17 protein-coding genes and 1 tRNA gene are annotated in these 15,627 nt (G+C 40.4%); 7 read left to right on the forward strand and 11 right to left on the reverse strand.

The genetic code is table 11. The features are described from left to right. Window positions 1–63: 63 nt before the first annotated feature. From IL355_RS02800 to IL355_RS02825, 6 genes are all read right to left on the reverse strand, one after another. On the reverse strand, window positions 64–1,572 hold the full coding sequence (locus tag IL355_RS02800; RefSeq protein WP_192460672.1) for an ATP-binding response regulator: 1,509 nt from the start codon (window positions 1,570–1,572) through the stop codon (window positions 64–66). Then, on the reverse strand, window positions 1,565–2,062 hold the full coding sequence (locus IL355_RS02805) for a Rab family GTPase (RefSeq protein WP_192460673.1): 498 nt from the start codon (window positions 2,060–2,062) through the stop codon (window positions 1,565–1,567). Before IL355_RS02805 ends, IL355_RS02800 begins: the two co-directional genes overlap by 8 nt. After that, entirely contained in the window at window positions 2,049–2,870 is an 822-nt protein-coding gene (locus IL355_RS02810; protein ID WP_225621092.1) for a cell envelope biogenesis protein OmpA, read from the reverse strand. Before IL355_RS02810 ends, IL355_RS02805 begins: the two co-directional genes overlap by 14 nt. A gap of 58 nt (window positions 2,871–2,928) precedes the next feature. Then, on the reverse strand, window positions 2,929–3,285 hold the full coding sequence (locus IL355_RS02815; RefSeq protein ID WP_192460674.1) for a fructose 1,6-bisphosphatase: 357 nt from the start codon (window positions 3,283–3,285) through the stop codon (window positions 2,929–2,931). 237 nt (window positions 3,286–3,522) lie between these two features. Next, window positions 3,523–3,599: transfer RNA gene (locus tag IL355_RS02820), tRNA-Ala, on the reverse strand. 71 nt (window positions 3,600–3,670) lie between these two features. Next, window positions 3,671–4,471: a universal stress protein gene (locus tag IL355_RS02825; protein WP_192460675.1), complete on the reverse strand. Its 801-nt coding sequence runs from the start codon at window positions 4,469–4,471 to the stop codon at window positions 3,671–3,673. A 54-nt stretch (window positions 4,472–4,525) separates the two neighbouring features. Here IL355_RS02825 and IL355_RS02830 point away from each other — a divergent pair, with 54 nt between their 5' ends. From IL355_RS02830 to IL355_RS02845, 4 genes are all read left to right on the forward strand, one after another. Further along, the gene (locus IL355_RS02830; RefSeq protein WP_192460676.1) at window positions 4,526–5,026 is read left to right on the forward strand and encodes a GNAT family N-acetyltransferase; all 501 of its coding nucleotides are present in this window, start codon (window positions 4,526–4,528) and stop codon (window positions 5,024–5,026) included. Between the two features lie 9 nt (window positions 5,027–5,035). Continuing rightward, complete coding sequence (locus IL355_RS02835; RefSeq protein WP_192460677.1) at window positions 5,036–6,370, forward strand: MATE family efflux transporter; 1,335 nt, start codon at window positions 5,036–5,038, stop codon at window positions 6,368–6,370. A 31-nt stretch (window positions 6,371–6,401) separates the two neighbouring features. Beyond that, entirely contained in the window at window positions 6,402–7,169 is a 768-nt protein-coding gene (locus IL355_RS02840; RefSeq protein ID WP_192460678.1) for an enoyl-CoA hydratase/isomerase family protein, read from the forward strand. Window positions 7,170–7,520: 351 nt separating this feature from the next. Beyond that, window positions 7,521–8,720 (forward strand): CehA/McbA family metallohydrolase domain-containing protein, encoded by a 1,200-nt coding sequence (locus IL355_RS02845; protein ID WP_192460679.1) that lies wholly within the window; start codon window positions 7,521–7,523, stop codon window positions 8,718–8,720. 1 nt (window position 8,721) lies between these two features. On the opposite strand, the gene IL355_RS02850 is transcribed toward IL355_RS02845, so the two are convergent. After that, window positions 8,722–9,366, reverse strand: coding sequence for a 2OG-Fe(II) oxygenase (locus IL355_RS02850; RefSeq protein ID WP_317175466.1), 645 nt, complete (start codon window positions 9,364–9,366; stop codon window positions 8,722–8,724). 88 nt (window positions 9,367–9,454) lie between these two features. On the opposite strand from IL355_RS02850, the gene IL355_RS02855 reads away from it, so the two are divergent. Further along, window positions 9,455–9,907, forward strand: coding sequence for a 6-pyruvoyl trahydropterin synthase family protein (locus IL355_RS02855; protein ID WP_192460680.1), 453 nt, complete (start codon window positions 9,455–9,457; stop codon window positions 9,905–9,907). Between the two features lie 39 nt (window positions 9,908–9,946). Then, a complete protein-coding gene (locus IL355_RS02860; RefSeq protein WP_192460681.1) occupies window positions 9,947–10,714 on the forward strand; it encodes a UDP-2,3-diacylglucosamine diphosphatase in 768 nt (255 codons plus the stop codon). Here IL355_RS02860 and IL355_RS02865 read toward each other — a convergent pair whose 3' ends face one another. From IL355_RS02865 to IL355_RS02880, 4 genes are all read right to left on the reverse strand, one after another. Further along, the gene (locus IL355_RS02865; RefSeq protein ID WP_192460682.1) at window positions 10,715–11,974 is read right to left on the reverse strand and encodes an MFS transporter; all 1,260 of its coding nucleotides are present in this window, start codon (window positions 11,972–11,974) and stop codon (window positions 10,715–10,717) included. It lies immediately after the preceding gene. 358 nt (window positions 11,975–12,332) lie between these two features. Further along, window positions 12,333–14,021, reverse strand: a complete 1,689-nt coding sequence (gene recJ, locus IL355_RS02870) for a single-stranded-DNA-specific exonuclease RecJ (protein WP_192460683.1) — start codon at window positions 14,019–14,021, stop codon at window positions 12,333–12,335. 97 nt (window positions 14,022–14,118) lie between these two features. Further along, the gene (locus tag IL355_RS02875) at window positions 14,119–14,472 is read right to left on the reverse strand and encodes a four helix bundle protein (protein WP_192460684.1); all 354 of its coding nucleotides are present in this window, start codon (window positions 14,470–14,472) and stop codon (window positions 14,119–14,121) included. A 40-nt stretch (window positions 14,473–14,512) separates the two neighbouring features. Beyond that, window positions 14,513–14,941, reverse strand: coding sequence for an OsmC family protein (locus tag IL355_RS02880; RefSeq protein ID WP_192460685.1), 429 nt, complete (start codon window positions 14,939–14,941; stop codon window positions 14,513–14,515). Window positions 14,942–14,992: 51 nt separating this feature from the next. Between IL355_RS02880 and IL355_RS02885 the strand changes: the two genes are divergently transcribed. Beyond that, window positions 14,993–15,595 carry a carboxymuconolactone decarboxylase family protein gene (locus IL355_RS02885; RefSeq protein ID WP_192460686.1) on the forward strand — a complete coding sequence of 201 codons (603 nt, stop codon included), beginning with the start codon at window positions 14,993–14,995 and terminating at the stop codon, window positions 15,593–15,595. Window positions 15,596–15,627 lie beyond the last annotated feature (32 nt).

Here is a 15,627-nt window from a genome sequence, read left to right on the forward strand (position 1 = left end):
TAGTATTAAATCGACAAAAAACATAATTATAAAGAAAATTCCTACATTTAATAATGTTGCTATCTATTTTAGAAGCTTGTATATATTTGTGAGCAATTCCTTATCGTCAAAAGGTTTGGAGAGTACCACGTTCATTCCGGCTTTTTTGTAGGCTTTAATTTGAGCTTTATAAGAATTGGCAGTAATACCAATAATGGGAATGGATTTAATATTCTTAAATGGAAAGCCTCGAATAACTTTAGCTAATTGATCTCCCGTAATATTTGGAAGATTTACATCCATTAAGACAATATCGTAACTTTTGTTTACAATTTCTTGCATTACCAAGGCACCATCGCTAACAATATCTATAAAAAAATCGCCAGTGTCTATTAGTGACTTTAACAGACTGGTCTGTACTCCTTCATTGTCTTCCACTAACAATACCTTGTATTTTTTTTGTTTTTGGACTGTATTCTTTTTTGATGTTTTTTCAGATGTTTCCTTTTCCGGATTATGAAGAGGAAACTGCAGGTTAACATCAAAGAAGAAATGTGAACCTTTTCCTGAGGTTGATTCAATTTGAATTCTGGAGCCCATGAGGTTGAGCAGTCCTTTTACAATTGAAAGACCCAAGCCCACACCCTCCGTATTTCCCAGTTGTTCGAAGCTTTCTAAGACTGTTTCTAATTTTTCCTCCGGAATGCCAATTCCGGTATCCTTTACTCCCAAACGTAAATTGACCTTGTTGGCCCTTCTTTGATTTTGAATCGCATATAAAATTATTTTACCGTTAGGGGTATATTTTATGGCATTATCACATAGGTTGGTAAGTACTTGCAATAGCCTTAGGCGATCACCTTCAATATATTCAGGAATGCTTTCATCTGCCGTAATGGTAAAAATCAATCCTCTTTCCTTTGCCCTTGTGTTATACGTGAGCTTTAGGAATTCGATTAATTGTTTAAAATTAAATACGGTAGGATTTAGGGCAAGTTTACCTTTGGAAATCATGGCCAAACTTAAAACATCCTCTAACATGAGTTTAAGGTTGGAAGTAGAGTCTTTTAATACGTTTAGGATATTGCTCTGTTCGTCATCAAGTTGACTTCTTTGGAGTATGTTGGTGAGGGCTATGATATTGGTAAGAGGGTTTCTTAGTTCATGGCTAAAGTTCTGTATAAAGTCATTTTTGAAGCGTTCCCTTTCCTCTAGTTCATGATTTTTTAATAGGATGAGCTCAGAATCAATAATAGATTCATTCCTTGCTTGTGCAATGGATTGATAGGATACATAATGTTCAGTAAGGTTTTCTATGGCAATGAGAAATTGGCCGTTTTGTTTAGTAATTTCAATATCAACGGTCAATTCTTCTGCAGAATTACCCAACTGAACGCAGTGAAATATGGTCTTTTTTCGATTGGGTCCTATAATATCTGCAATGCTGAAAAAGAACGGGTGTATTTCACCAAGGTCTTTTCCTTTCTCGGCCTTAAACAAGGTTTGATCACTTTCAATTACCTTGCCCTCTAAGTCCGTGAGGATAAATTGAAATTTATTGTTCTTGTAATTCTCCCTAAATTCCTTAAGCATTGATAGCTAGCATTTTTGCCAATTCTTCAAATAGTTGATTTACCTTATGTCCCGTTTTGGCACTCGTTATATAATCGTATGATATATTTTTTTCCGATAAGACTTGATCTAGCTCTTTTGCGTCTACCAAATCAGATTTATTTCCTACAATTTTCACCGGTACATCATTGGTCTTTTCTTTTAAGGTAATTAAGTCTTTCCCCAAATTTTGAAACGTGGTTGGTCTGGCGACATCAAAAACAAAGATAATTCCATGGGAACCCAAAAGATAGGATTCCCTTATATGTGAAATATCATCGGTTCCTTCCAAATCCCATAGAATAAGGGTTACACTCTCATCTACAGAGAACTCAATGGTTTTTTTGGTGATGTGTACCCCTATGGAAACTTTATAATTATCAGAAAAGCTATCCTCTACAAAACGACGGATTAAAGAAGTTTTGCCTACTCCAAAATGGCCTAGAACAACTATTTTCTTAGAGATCTGCATGACCAAAATTTTGAGCTAATTGTTGATTGATTCTTTCTGTATTCAAAGTGTGATAATCTTCTTTTTTAGTTAGGTTTTCAAAGAAATCGAATATGAGGTCTTGAACCTTATCCTTTGCTTGGGTTGTGTAATTTCCGGAAAGTACAATAGCTATGTAAAATCGGTTAAAGCTCTGAAGGTGAATATGGTAAAGTTCATAATCTATAAGCTCCAGATTTTGGTCTTTTCTTCCAAAAGCATCCTCAACAAAACTTTTTATGGCAGTTAACATACCAGATATCATATCCTCATCTATGGTTTCCGTAACGGAATAACTGGCTTTTAAAATTCCGGAATCCTTTTCGATCAACAGTACTTGTTCAATTTTTGAAGCAGCGAGTTCATCAATAATTTCCTTTTTCGTAGAGGAACTATTGAACCATGTTTTTATCTTATTCTTAAAACTGAGTTGCTTATTGATTTTCTCCGAAAGCAATTTGATTTCATGGGCTATATATTTTTTGATCATTTTGCCTAAAATGGGGAATAGTGCCTCTACCACCTCATCCTTATTTTTTTTGATTTCGGTTTTAAGCGCGGCCGTAATGGTAGGGCCTAAGGTAGTAGGTATGCTAGTTTTGAATTCCTCCAATTGGTCATGTATTATAGGGTCCACTTTATGGGTAAACTTCTGCTTGTCATTGAGCGTGCTTTCCAAGTTTTCTAATCTATGGGCAATCTTTTCAATATACACACTGTCCTCTGCGAAAAGAATATCCTTTAAAATTTGAATTTTTTCGTTTTCGTTCATCAGCGCTTTATTGCCCAAAAGCAACTATTTTTAATTCTAGGGGGAGTGTTTTATGAGGATAACCTAAATGAAGAAATTACTTTTCACTTACTTTCTCTCCTAGGTCTATCAGTAATTTACCCAGTAGTTTTTTGTCTACTTTTTCGGTTTCTAAGGCTTCAATTTTATCTTCTACCTTGTCTTCAAGCTCCGTTATTCGAATGTTAACATCGGTTGCCACATTGTCTATGGCCGTTTTTAGATCTTGCCTTACCTCCTCAATTAGTTCTTCTAAAATTTTCTTTTTGTCAAGAATATCTTTTTTAAGTGTTTCAAACTCAGAGTCGTAGGTTTTTATGTTTTCGCCAAAAATGAGGTTTTTGATGATTTCAATCTTGGATGATGCCTCATCTTCAGTGCCATTAAGCTGTACCACCTTTTCGTTCTTACTCATGTTATGTGTCTTTTGGGTATAGAGATTTCTTTGATAAATCAATGCTAAAACGGGGGAGAGCTGTTCAAAGGAATGACCTCTATAAGCGTGACTCCCTTTGTTTTAAACTACTAATATAGGAAAATAATCCATGCAAATTATATGAACGATATTACGGAAACCCTGTCTTTTATAGGGGGTTGAAATAGAGAATGTTGAAAAGTCCAAAAACAAAAAAAGCACCGCTTACACGATGCTTGGTGGAGAATACCGGAGTCGAACCGGTGACCTCTTGCCTGCCAGGCAAGCGCTCTAGCCAGCTGAGCTAATCCCCCGTTTTTGGATGCGCAAAGGAAATACATTTTCACAAAGTATCAAAATACTTTATGAGGTTATTTTTTGGCGCTTAATCCTTTTTAACACTCAACACAAGAACTGGAATACGTGCCGAGAATTCCGATTTTTGGATGGTATTCTTTTCCCATAACTTCTTGAAAAAGCCGCGTTTGCGCCTAAAAACACATAAAACATCAGGGTGCTGTGCCTGCATATGCTCCAACACGCCAAGGTATGTGGTAGGTGCCTCTGTCAAGGTCAACTGCGAACTAATATCCATTAAAGCGGTATTTACTTGCAAGTCATCATCGGTATAACCAGGTGTTTTTACCAATAACAAATTCACTTTTGCACCAAATTTGTTTTTTATTTCAATCAACGGATTTAAAATGCGCTTTCTTTTTAAGATACCGGACTTAAATGCCGTAAGTATGTTTTCAAAAGGTTGATAATCCATCCCTCGGGGTACTATTAAGGTAGGTATATTGGTTCTTTTGATGATCCTGCCAGAAGTATTCCCTAAGAAAAGCGCTTCGTTAATTTCATTGCTTCGGGGAGCCATAATAATCAAATCGATACCCAGTTCTTTATTGATGTCGTTGAGCCCGTCAACAATGTCGCCATTGTATGAGGCAATTTGAATATCTACATTCTTGGCATCTACCTTTTCAATGATTTCCTTCAGGCGCTCAATACCGCTTTCTGCCACCTTTTCGGTTACGTTGGATAACCCTTTTCCTGCACCGACCGAAACACTAAAAACTTCCATCAAAAATATTTTTGAAGAAAATTCAGTCGCAAAATCAATAGCGTATTGTAAGGTTTGGTGGGCATCGGGTGAAGTGCCGATAGGTACAAGAATGTGTTTCATGGTTTATCTGTTTTAACCTTAAATTTACAATTTAATTGCAACCTACCTAATGAAATGATCCGACTAGCAAACAAATCTGATATTCCTGAAATCCTTGAAATGACCGGTGCCTGTGCTCAACACATGATTTCCAATGGCATCTACCAATGGAACGAGCACTATCCTTCTGAAAAGGCCTTTGTAAAAGATATTGATAGGGGCGAATTATATGTTTTGGTAATGGACGAAAAAATCATCGGTTCCATTGTTATTTCCACATTAATGGATGAGGAATATGTGCCCATAGAATGGCTAACACCCAATGGAAATAGCGTTTACATCCATAGATTGGGTGTACATCCAAGAGAACAGGGAAAAGGTTGCGCCCAGCAAATGATGCAGTTTGCGGAAGAATATGCCCGTAACCAAAATTTTGTTTCCGTTAGACTTGATACCTTCAGCCAGAATAAGCGTAACCAACGATTTTATGAAAAACGCGGGTTTCAACGTTTGGGAGACATATTTTTTCCAAAACAGAGCGAGCATCCTTTTCATTGTTATGAATTAGTGCTGTAACTTGCGCGCTTGAAAGCGAAAATCAACTTTTCATCCATCAATAAACTGGCAATTCCCGCTACGGTAGCAGGAATTGCGGAACCGCTTTTATCAATTACCGATACCGCTATTGTGGGCAATATACCTGTAGATGGGTTGGAGTCTTTGGCAGCTGCTGGAATCGTTGGTTCTTTTTTGTCGATGTTGATTTGGATTTTAGGCCAGACCCGTAGTGCCATTTCGGCCATTATTTCGCAATACTTAGGTGCAGGTAGGTTGGAAGAAGTAAAAACCCTGCCCGCTCAAGCCATCTATTTGAATATCGCCCTTAGCATTCTCATTTTGCTTTCTACCATTTTTGTGGTACGCGAAATATTTGAGTTGCTCAATGCCTCGGGTAAGATATTGGAATATTGTATTAGTTATTATTCCATAAGGGTTTGGGGCTTTCCGCTAACGCTTTTTGTTTTTGCTGTCATGGGAATTTTCAGGGGGTTACAGAATACGTACTATCCCATGCTCATAGCTATCACAGGTGCCATTTTAAATATTGGCCTCGATTTTTTGTTGGTCTATGGCGTTGACGGATATTTAGAACCCATGTATTTGGAAGGTGCTGCTTGGGCCAGTTTAATTGCCCAAGGCATAATGGCTATTATGGCTTTCGTGCTGCTTTTGGTAAAAACGGATATTAGCTTAAAACTTCAGTTGCCGTTAAATAAAGAATTGGGCCGATTGGTAGTCATGAGCCTGAATCTGTTCGTTAGGGCTCTGGCCTTGAACACCGCACTGATTTTGGCCGTAAGGGAAGCCACGGATTTAGGGGCCCAGTACATTGGTGCACATACCATCGCCATTAATATATGGTTGTTTTCGGCCTTTTTTATTGATGGGTACGCTGCTGCAGGGAATATTATGGGAGGTCGCTTATTGGGAGCACAGGATTATGCGGGCTTGTTTACCTTGGCAAAGAGAATCATTAAATACGGACTACTCATTAGCTTGGTTTTAATGCTTTTTGGATTTGTTTTTTACAAGCCAATCGGCCTGTTATTCTCCAAGGAGACTTTGGTGCTGGAAACTTTTTATACTGTATTTTTCATTGTAATCCTCAGTTTACCCATGAACACCGTGGCCTTTGTTTTTGATGGCTTGTTCAAAGGTTTGGGAGAAATGAAGTATTTGAGAAACACCCTGCTCGCCGCTACTTTTCTTGGTTTTGTACCTGTTTTGTTTTTGGGAAAGTATTTGGATTGGGGGCTCTACGGAATTTGGGCGGCTTTTACTATATGGATGGTCATTCGCGGAGGTGCGTTGGTTTGGGAGTTTAGAAGAAAGTTTCTGCCCCTCTTGCAAAATAGTTAATTTTAAGGTACATCTTTAAACTTCAATTTTTATGGGAACCGATAGGGAAAACGGAAGTCTCTACACCAAAATAGACGGAAAGGTAGCAACGGTAGAATTCGGCCACCCGGCCGGTAATTCGTTTACGGCAGAACTGCTGAATAGGTTGGTCAAAGAACTCGATCAGCTTTCAAATAATGATGCCATTACGGTGATTGTTTTAAAATCAGAGGGAGAACGCGCCTTTTGTGGCGGGGCTTCTTTTGATGAACTATTGGCGGTTTCCAATTTGGAGGAAGGTAAAGTGTTTTTCAGTGGGTTTGCCCATGTAATCAACGCCATGCGTACCTGTAAAAAAGTGATTGTCGGTAGAGTGCAGGGCAAGACAGTTGGCGGAGGTTTGGGCCTGGCGGCGGCATGTGATTACGTTTATGCCAGTGAAGCAGCAGCCATACGGTTATCAGAGCTTTCAATAGGGATTGCCCCTTTGGTGATTGCCCCGGCGGTAGAACGTAAAATTGGCACCGCGGCATTATCAGAACTTTCATTGGCCCCAACCGAATGGAAAAGTGCCTATTGGGCACAGGAAAAGGGACTATTTTCAAAGGTGTTCGATAGTTTAAAGGAATTGGATAAGGAACTGGATTTCTTTGCTAACAAATTATCGGGCTACAACCCGGAAGCCCTTTACGAGTGGAAAAAAGTATTATGGAACCAAACCGACCATTGGGATGAGCTTTTAGTGGAAAGGGCGTCCATTACCGGAAAATTAGTACTTTCCAATTTTACAAAAGAGGCATTAAACAAATTTAAAAAATAGACAATGGCAGAATATTTAAGTGGAAACCTGATATTTTTAATTTTGGCCGTGGTAGTCGTGGTCGTTTATATTATCAACAGAATCAGAGGAAATAAAAAGTTCAAAAGGTAATAAGTTAGGGTTACCATCGTTCTTCCATAAAAACATACTTAATGGATATTCTTACATTCCTGAACGGAGACCTTATTTTCCCCCTGCTGGCCCTCTTTGTAGTGGTAATTTATTTTTTTAATCGAGTTCGAGCACGTCGCAAGTACAAGCGTTAAGTTTTAGTCTCTGTGTACTTAATGCTAAATTAAAATTGGAAGTCCGTTATATTGCTATATTTGGTAACCACCAAACCGCAATAGCATGAGAGTCTTACCATTAGTTCTAGTTTCTTTCTTTGTAGTCATCAGTTGTACCGAAAAAAAGGCACCCAAAGCCAAACCTCAAAAATGGTTCAAGGGCAATTTGCATACCCATTCCTATTGGAGCGATGGAGATGAATTCCCCGAGGTAATTTTAGATTGGTACAAAAATCACGATTATCAATTTTTAGCCTTATCGGATCATAATACTATGGCCAAGGAAGAAAAATGGATTGCCATTCGGGAAAATTCCATTTATCAAAAGGCGTTTCAATCTTACTTGAAAACGTATGGTGAGGATTGGGTCAACTATAAAATCGATTCAGGAACTACCAGGGTAAAGCTAAAAACCTTTAAAGAATACAGTGAGTATGCCCAATTGGCCGGTGAGTTTTTGGTAATCCCCTCTGAGGAAATTACCGATAGGTTTGAGGACAAGCATATTCACATGAATGCCACCAACATACAGGAAATGATAAGTCCAAAAGGCGGAAATAGTGTCTTGGAGACCATGCAAAATAACTTGAACCAAGTTTTGGAGCAACGCCAACGTACCGGTGTTCCTATGATTCCGCATATCAATCACCCCAACTTTTTCTACAGTATTGATTTGGAGGATATGAAGGCCTTAAATGGTGAGCGGTTCTTTGAGGTGTACAATGGGCATCCTATGGTGCACAATATGGGCGATTCCGTTCATATTTCTACTGAAGAAATGTGGGATTTGATAAATATCGATTATCTCGAAAATAATAAACAATTGATGTATGGCCTGGCAACGGACGATTCCCATAGCTATCACCAAATAGGAAACAAGTGGAGCAATGCCGGCCGCGGTTGGATCATGGTTCAATCAGATACACTTTCCGTTACTAGCTTAATCGGGGCCATGGAAGCGGGTCATTTTTATGCCAGTACGGGAGTGACTCTAAAGACGGTTACCATGGATGCTAATGTGTTAACCGTTGAAGTAGATGCACAACCCAATGTGGATTATGAAATTACCTTTATTGGGTGTGAAAAAGGCGCCTCTGAAACCAAAGTTCTGCATACGGTAATTGGGGCCAGCGCTTCCTATGAGCTGGATGAAAATTTATTATTTGTTCGTTCAAAGGTTGTATCCACCAAAAAACAGGAAAACCCCATTGAGGAACTGTTTTTTGAAATGGCATGGACGCAGCCAGTACAGTTTATGGAGTAACTTACTGCGTTTTTAACCAGCCGGTAATGCTCAAACGCTCTCGGTTGGCAGGTTTTACTTCGTGTTCCAGTATACGGCTTTCAAAAATAACCGCCCTTCCCGGAAATGGATAGATGCTTAGGGGTTTTTCGGCTCCGGCCCCATCCTTTAAATAAATGACCAATTCCCCGCCATGTTCCGGTTGCCAGTCGTCCTCATTCAAATAACAAACAATGGATAGCTTTCTACGGTCATCATTTTGAAAGGCATCCAAATGTCTTTTGTAAAACTTACCTTCCGGATAGAGTGCGTAGTGAAACTCCTTCCTGAAAATACCTAAATAGCAAGTACGGTTCAGGTATTGTACCATGTCGTTTATCCTGCTAAAAAATAACTGCTGTGGGCCGTTGGCAGTGGTTTCGTCCATCCAAAGAATAAAATCACCTCTAATACCACTTTTAATAATCTCATTGGTGCGGTTACCAATGGCCGCCTTTTTAAATTGGTCGTCTTCATATTGCCAAAGTAAATCGTTTCGCAAAAGGGCAACGGTAGATGCGGATAAAAAATTATCCATTACGCAATAGCCTTTTTCAAGCACATCTGTAATGATGGTTTCGTAAGTGGCGTCTTCCAATGTAATTGGCTGACCAATAGGTTCTTTCACTCGAAGGGTTTATAAAAAATCGGGCAAATGTAATCTAGAAATCAATTGGTTTTTTAAAATCTCTACCTTTGCCGAACAAAATGTTTTTATGGCCAATATTAGGATTACCAAACAATTTAATTTTGAAACGGGACACGCGCTCTATGGGTACGACGGAAAGTGTAGAAATGTACATGGGCACAGTTATAAGCTCTCAGTTACGGTCATAGGTCAGCCAATCACAGATTCTTCAAACGTTAAATGGGGTATGGTCATTGACTTTGGTGATCTTAAAAAGATTGTTAAGGAAGAGATTGTAGACAAGTTCGATCATGCTACGGTCTTCAATAAGAATACACCTCATATTGAATTGGCCAATGAATTGATCAGTAGGGGCCACAATGTTATTTTGGCAGAATATCAACCTACCAGTGAGAATATGGTCATTGATTTTGCCAAGAAAATTGGCGACAGGTTACCCGATAACATCAAACTACATTCCTTAAAGCTTCAGGAAACCGATACTTCCTATGCGGAGTGGTATGCAAGTGACAATTCCTAAATTCTAGCTTATCTCACTAATATCTATATTTGCCCAAGTATGAAAACCATAGACCTTCCACCGGGCAAAAAAGTGTATTTTTCTAGTGACAACCATTTGGGAGCACCTACTATGGAGCAGAGCTTGCCACGGGAAAAGAAGTTCGTGGCCTGGTTGGATGCTATTAAAGAGGATGCGGGAGCTATTTTTTTGCTGGGCGATTTGTTCGATTTTTGGATGGAATACAAAACGGTGGTGCCCAAAGGTTTTACTCGTACATTGGGGAAATTGGCGGAAATCTCCGATGCCGGAATCCCCATTTATTTCTTCGTGGGCAATCATGATCTCTGGATGAACGGTTATTTTGAGGAAGAATTGGGTATCCCTGTCTTTCACAAACCGCAGCAGTTCAAAATCAACGGAACTACTTTTTTTATTGGGCATGGAGACGGACTCGGGCCAGATGACAAAGGTTTTAAGCGAATGAAAAAGGTGTTTACCAACCCCGTCGCGCAGTGGTTTTTTCGTTGGTTGCACCCTGATATTGGCGTCCGCTTGGCAAAACATTTATCGGTTAGCAATAAATTGATTTCCGGTGATGACGATGCCAATTTTTTGGGAGAAGAAAAAGAATGGCTGGTGCTCTATGCCAAAAGGAAATTGGAATCCCAACACTACGATCATTTTATTTTTGGTCACCGGCACTTGCCCTTGGAAATTGATCTTAACGGAAAATCCGAGTACACCAATTTAGGCGACTGGGTAAATTACTATACCTATGCCGTTTTTGACGGAGAGTCCTTAAGCTTGGAAAAGTTTGAGAGGTGATTATTCCTCTTTCTCATGTTCTTCAATATCCCTTGATAAATCGAGTCTTCTAAAAGTAGGCGAAACAAAAGCAGTGGCGCCCACAGTTAAAAGGGTCATGCATCCCCCAAAAACAACAGCGGTAACGGTACCCATCAATTTGGCGGTAAGTCCGCTTTCAAAAGCACCCAACTCATTGGAAGACCCCACAAACATAGAATTTACTGAAGCCACTCTACCTCGCATATGATCCGGAGTTTTTAGCTGAAGAATGGTTTGCCTAATAATCATGGAAACTCCGTCAACGGCCCCACTTACGAAAAGAGCAGCTACAGAAAGCCAAAAATAGGTGGATAGGCCAAAGACAATCATACAAATTCCGAAACCAAAGACGGCCAAAAGCAGTTTTTTTCCGGCGTTTTTATGCAAAGGAAAACGTGTAGAACCCAACATGGTAATAGCGGCCCCTACGGCGGGTGCGGCCCGGAGAATACCAAAGCCTTCGGAGCCTACATGCAAAATGTCTTGCGCATAAACCGGTAACAGGGCAACGGCTCCCCCAAATAGTACGGCTATCATATCCAAAGTCAAGGCACCTAAAATGGCCTTTGTGCTGAAAACAAAGCGCAACCCTTCTTTTAAGCTTTGAAAAACGGGTTCCCCAATTTTAGGGTTGAGAATAGGCTTTCTTTTGATTTGTGAAAGACTGATCAGGGCAAGTACCGAAAAACCAAAAATTAGGCACATGGACCAATGTACTCCCATCCAGCTGATGGAAAATCCCGCCAAGGCCGGACCCAAAACTGCGGCCAATTGCCAAGTGGTACTGCTCCAAGTGGCGGCATTAGGATAAATCTTTTTGGGTACGATTAAAGCAATTAAAGAAAAGATGGTGGGGCCTATAAAAGCGCGAACAATTCCCCCTAAAAATACCAATCCGTATATATTGTATAGGATGACCTGTTGAGATAGGTGTAGCTCAATGGAAGGCCAACTCAACAAAAACAACCCCAAACTAATAATGGAAAACCCAAAAATGCACTTGACCAACAAATTCCGCTTTTCTTTTTGATCCACTACATGGCCGGCAAAAAGAGCCGTGGAAACTGCGGGAATTACTTCCATCAGACCTATGATTCCTAAAGAAAGCGGGTCCTTGGTCATGGAATATACCTGCCATTCGATAACGATAAATTGCATGGACCAAGCAAAAACCATCGCAAAACGGACCAATAAAAAAATGTTGAATTCTCTATAACGAAGGGCTGCGTATGGATCCATAATCGCTAGTTGCGTATGAAATATGGGACAAAGGTATCAACTCTGCACGAGGAAAATCATAAAGAACAAAAGAAATACGCCTGACGTACTCAAAAAGTTAAAACCGACTACCCGGTCGGAAAATTAGTTTCTCCCATCCGTATATTTCAATAAGGCTATCGATAAACGGTAAGATTTTCAAACTCAAATTAACGAAACATCAAGCCTTGAGGTTTGTGGAAAATTAAAACCGACCAAGCGGTTGGTTAAACGGACGTCCTTGGATTGCGGTTTGTTGCTATTAAACTATGCTGATGCCAAGTGAATTTAAAAATTCAGTCTATGAAGCACCATAACATCCATGCCCTGCTGCTTGTTCCTACTTAATATCCCTCAATTTCAGTTGAAGACTCACATTTCCTTGCCATTCGTTTTCATCCAGAGAAAAAGTGGCGCTAAACGGTCGTTGGTTGGCAATCAAGTTTACCTTGTCTCCTAGATTAAAACCGATTCCACCAATGGGGGTACTTCCATTTTGCGTGACCGTTACTTTTAAATGGGCCTGGTTCTCACCAACACCCTTTCCCCAACCGGTATCCCTTAAATTTTCGGCCATAAAGACCGGGGTCATATTACCTGGGCCAAAAGGGGCGAATTGTTTGAGAATGCGCATCAACTTGGGCGTGATTTGTTCCAGTTCGATAGGCGCATCCACTAAAATCTCCGGAGTTAATAGTTGTGGGTCGATAGTTTCTTGAACCACTTTTTCAAATTGTTCCTTAAAATTCTCGAACTGCTCTTCCAATAGGGTGAGTCCTGCCGCATATTTATGTCCTCCAAACTGTTCAATACAATCGGCACAACCTTGCAAGGCATTGTACACATCAAACCCCTTTACCGAACGTGCCGAAGCGGCTAATTTATTTCCACTTTTGGTAAAGACCAAAGTGGGGCGGTAATAGGTTTCCGTCAATCGCGAGGCTACAATACCAATAACCCCTTTGTGCCATGATTCTTTATAAACGACGGAAGTAAAACGTTCCTCCTCCTTATTATCCAGAATTTGCTGAAGTGCTTCTTCGGTAATTTCTTGGTCCAGCCCACGGCGGTCCGTATTAAACCGTTCTATTTCTGCTGCGAAAGTGGTGGCTTGGTCCAAATCGGTTTCCCGTAATAGGTTGACGGCATGCTGGCCATGCTCCATTCTACCGGCTGCGTTGATTCGAGGAGCGATGATAAAAACAACATCGGTAATAGTCAGCTCCGTTTTTTTGACTTGGGCGATAATGGCCTTGAATCCCGTTCTCGGGTTGGAATTGATTACTTTAAGACCGTAGTAGGCCAACACCCTATTTTCCCCGGTAATGGGTACGATATCAGCACCAATGGCAGTGGCCACCAAGTCTAAATAGGGGGTGAGGTCCTCTATAGTTTCCCCCTGTCGGGATGCCAAAGCTTGCACTAGTTTAAATCCTACGCCACAACCGCACAGTTCGTCATACGGGTAGTTGCAGTCATCACGCTTGGGGTCTAGTACCGCTACTGCGTCCGGAAGTTGATCTCCAGGTCGGTGGTGGTCACCGATAATAAAATCGATATTTTTTTCTTGGGCGTATTTCACTTTGTCAATCGCCTTTACTCCACAATCCAGCGCAATGATGAGTGAAAAACCATTGTCGTGCGCAAAATCGATTCCTTGAAAAGACACCCCATACCCTTCGGTATATCTATCTGGGATGTAAGTGGCAATATTCGGGTAAAAGCTTTGTAGATAGGAAGAAACCAAGGCTACGGCCGTAGTACCGTCCACATCATAATCCCCATAAATAAGAATGTTTTCATTGTTGGAAATGGCTTTTTCTATTCGGGAAACGGCCACATCCATGTCTTTCATCAAAAAGGGGTCGTGCAAATCCGACAGTTGCGGTCGAAAGAATTTTTTGGCTTCTTCATAAGTGGACACCCCACGTTGCAACAGAAGATGCGCCACCAATTCCTCCACCTTAAGGGCTTCAGCTAGGGCACGTATTTTCAGTTCTTGCGGTTTGGGTTTTATGGTCCAGCGCATGGGTAAAGTTAAAGTTTCAAGTTCAAGAAGCAAGACTAAAGCTCAAGACTAAAGCTCAAGTTCAAATCTTAAGTTCAAGTTTAAAAGTTCTAGTGGTCTATTTTTTGTTTTTTATGATGGTGGCTATAATCTTTGTTAACTGTTCTACTTCGTCTAATAGGTATTCTCTTTTGGTGGTGTTACCGTAGCCGATTTTATTCAATATTTTAAGGTTTACCCTAGATTCTTTCAATTCTTTTAAGGAGATACTTGCCTTATGGATATAGTCCCTAACGGTATTTGTACCCTGGGCTTCACCAAAATTTAGAGCGGAACTTCCACCCGAGCGCAACAACTGATTTCCGTAATAGTCGCCCGTAAAATCTTTGGGCAATTCACTACAAAAAATAGCAATATCAGCAGCAAAATTTACCAACCTGTCCTCTAGATCGTATTTCTTGTCCTCTGACACTAGCGATTTGAACTTAAAACTTGAACTTTAAATTTGTTTTTTAAACATGATGAAAAATAGTCTTAATTTCCATTTTAGCAAATTGTCGGAACATTTCCATAACGCCACAGTACTTTTCTACGGAAAGATCCACTGCACGTTGTAATTTTTTCTCTGCAAGGTTGGAGCCATGAAAGTGGTATTCAACTACGACCGAATCATAAAATTTTGGGTGCTCATCAGTTAAATTGGCAATGGTTTCAATATGAAAATCATCTACTTCCAACTTCATTTTTTTGATAAGTGCCGCCACATCTAGTCCGGAACAACCTGCGAGACCGGAGAGCATAAGGGCCTTAGGCCTGAGTCCTTTTCCTTCGCCTCCATCATCCGGACTTGCATCTATGTTAAGGGTTAAACCGGATGGGTTCGTGCTTTCAAAAGCCATTTTTCCTAACCACTTGGTGGTAATATGATTTGTGCTGGGCATAATTTTTTCGTTATTTGTTCAACAACAAAAATAACTTAAACTAAAGACTTTATGGCCCTAGTAACTCCCCTTGATCGCAACCATGATTTGGAAACCAAGCAATTAGCGGAATTCTTTAACGAAACCTTGGGCTTTTGCCCCAATTCGGTTTTGACCATGCTGCACAGACCCGCCATATCAAAAGCCTTTATTAATCTTAATAAGGCGGTAATGGCGAATGAAGGTAGGGTCACTTCGGCCTTAAAACGCATGATTGCCTGGGTAAGTAGCAATGCTACAGGTTGCCGATACTGTCAAGCACACGCCATTAGGGCCGCGGAACGCTATGGTGCGGAGCAGGAACAACTGGACAATATTTGGGAATATAGAACGCATCCGGCCTTTTCGGAAGCAGAAAGGGTGGCGTTGGACTTTTCCCTAGCGGCCTCACAAGTGCCCAACGCGGTGAACAAAGAAATTAAAGACAGTCTCTATCAATACTGGAGCGAGGGGGAAATTGTTGAGATGCTGGGTGTTATCTCCCTATTTGGCTATCTCAACCGTTGGAACGATTCCATGGGAACTTCTATAGAAGAAGGTGCCGTAAAAAGCGGTAATCAATATTTAGGCAAACATGGTTGGGAAAAAGGGAAGCATGATGGGAGTGTTTATTAAAACTTAGTTTGGTAATTTAAGTACACTACTAA

Origin of the sequence: Euzebyella saccharophila (genome assembly GCF_014855495.1) — a bacterium.
Classification (GTDB): domain Bacteria; phylum Bacteroidota; class Bacteroidia; order Flavobacteriales; family Flavobacteriaceae; genus Euzebyella; species Euzebyella saccharophila.

Coding starts and splice junctions, on each gene's coding strand:
- IL355_RS02800 (WP_192460672.1), bottom strand. CDS start 1,572: ATGCTTAAGGAATTTAGGGAGAATTACAAGAACAATAAATTTCAATTT.
- IL355_RS02805 (WP_192460673.1), bottom strand. CDS start 2,062: ATGCAGATCTCTAAGAAAATAGTTGTTCTAGGCCATTTTGGAGTAGGC.
- IL355_RS02815 (WP_192460674.1), bottom strand. CDS start 3,285: ATGAGTAAGAACGAAAAGGTGGTACAGCTTAATGGCACTGAAGATGAG.
- IL355_RS02825 (WP_192460675.1), bottom strand. CDS start 4,471: ATGAAACACATTCTTGTACCTATCGGCACTTCACCCGATGCCCACCAA.
- IL355_RS02830 (WP_192460676.1), top strand. CDS start 4,526: ATGATCCGACTAGCAAACAAATCTGATATTCCTGAAATCCTTGAAATG.
- IL355_RS02840 (WP_192460678.1), top strand. CDS start 6,402: ATGGGAACCGATAGGGAAAACGGAAGTCTCTACACCAAAATAGACGGA.
- IL355_RS02845 (WP_192460679.1), top strand. CDS start 7,521: ATGAGAGTCTTACCATTAGTTCTAGTTTCTTTCTTTGTAGTCATCAGT.
- IL355_RS02855 (WP_192460680.1), top strand. CDS start 9,455: ATGGCCAATATTAGGATTACCAAACAATTTAATTTTGAAACGGGACAC.
- IL355_RS02860 (WP_192460681.1), top strand. CDS start 9,947: ATGAAAACCATAGACCTTCCACCGGGCAAAAAAGTGTATTTTTCTAGT.
- IL355_RS02865 (WP_192460682.1), bottom strand. CDS start 11,974: ATGGATCCATACGCAGCCCTTCGTTATAGAGAATTCAACATTTTTTTA.
- recJ (WP_192460683.1), bottom strand. CDS start 14,021: ATGCGCTGGACCATAAAACCCAAACCGCAAGAACTGAAAATACGTGCC.
- IL355_RS02880 (WP_192460685.1), bottom strand. CDS start 14,941: ATGCCCAGCACAAATCATATTACCACCAAGTGGTTAGGAAAAATGGCT.
- IL355_RS02885 (WP_192460686.1), top strand. CDS start 14,993: ATGGCCCTAGTAACTCCCCTTGATCGCAACCATGATTTGGAAACCAAG.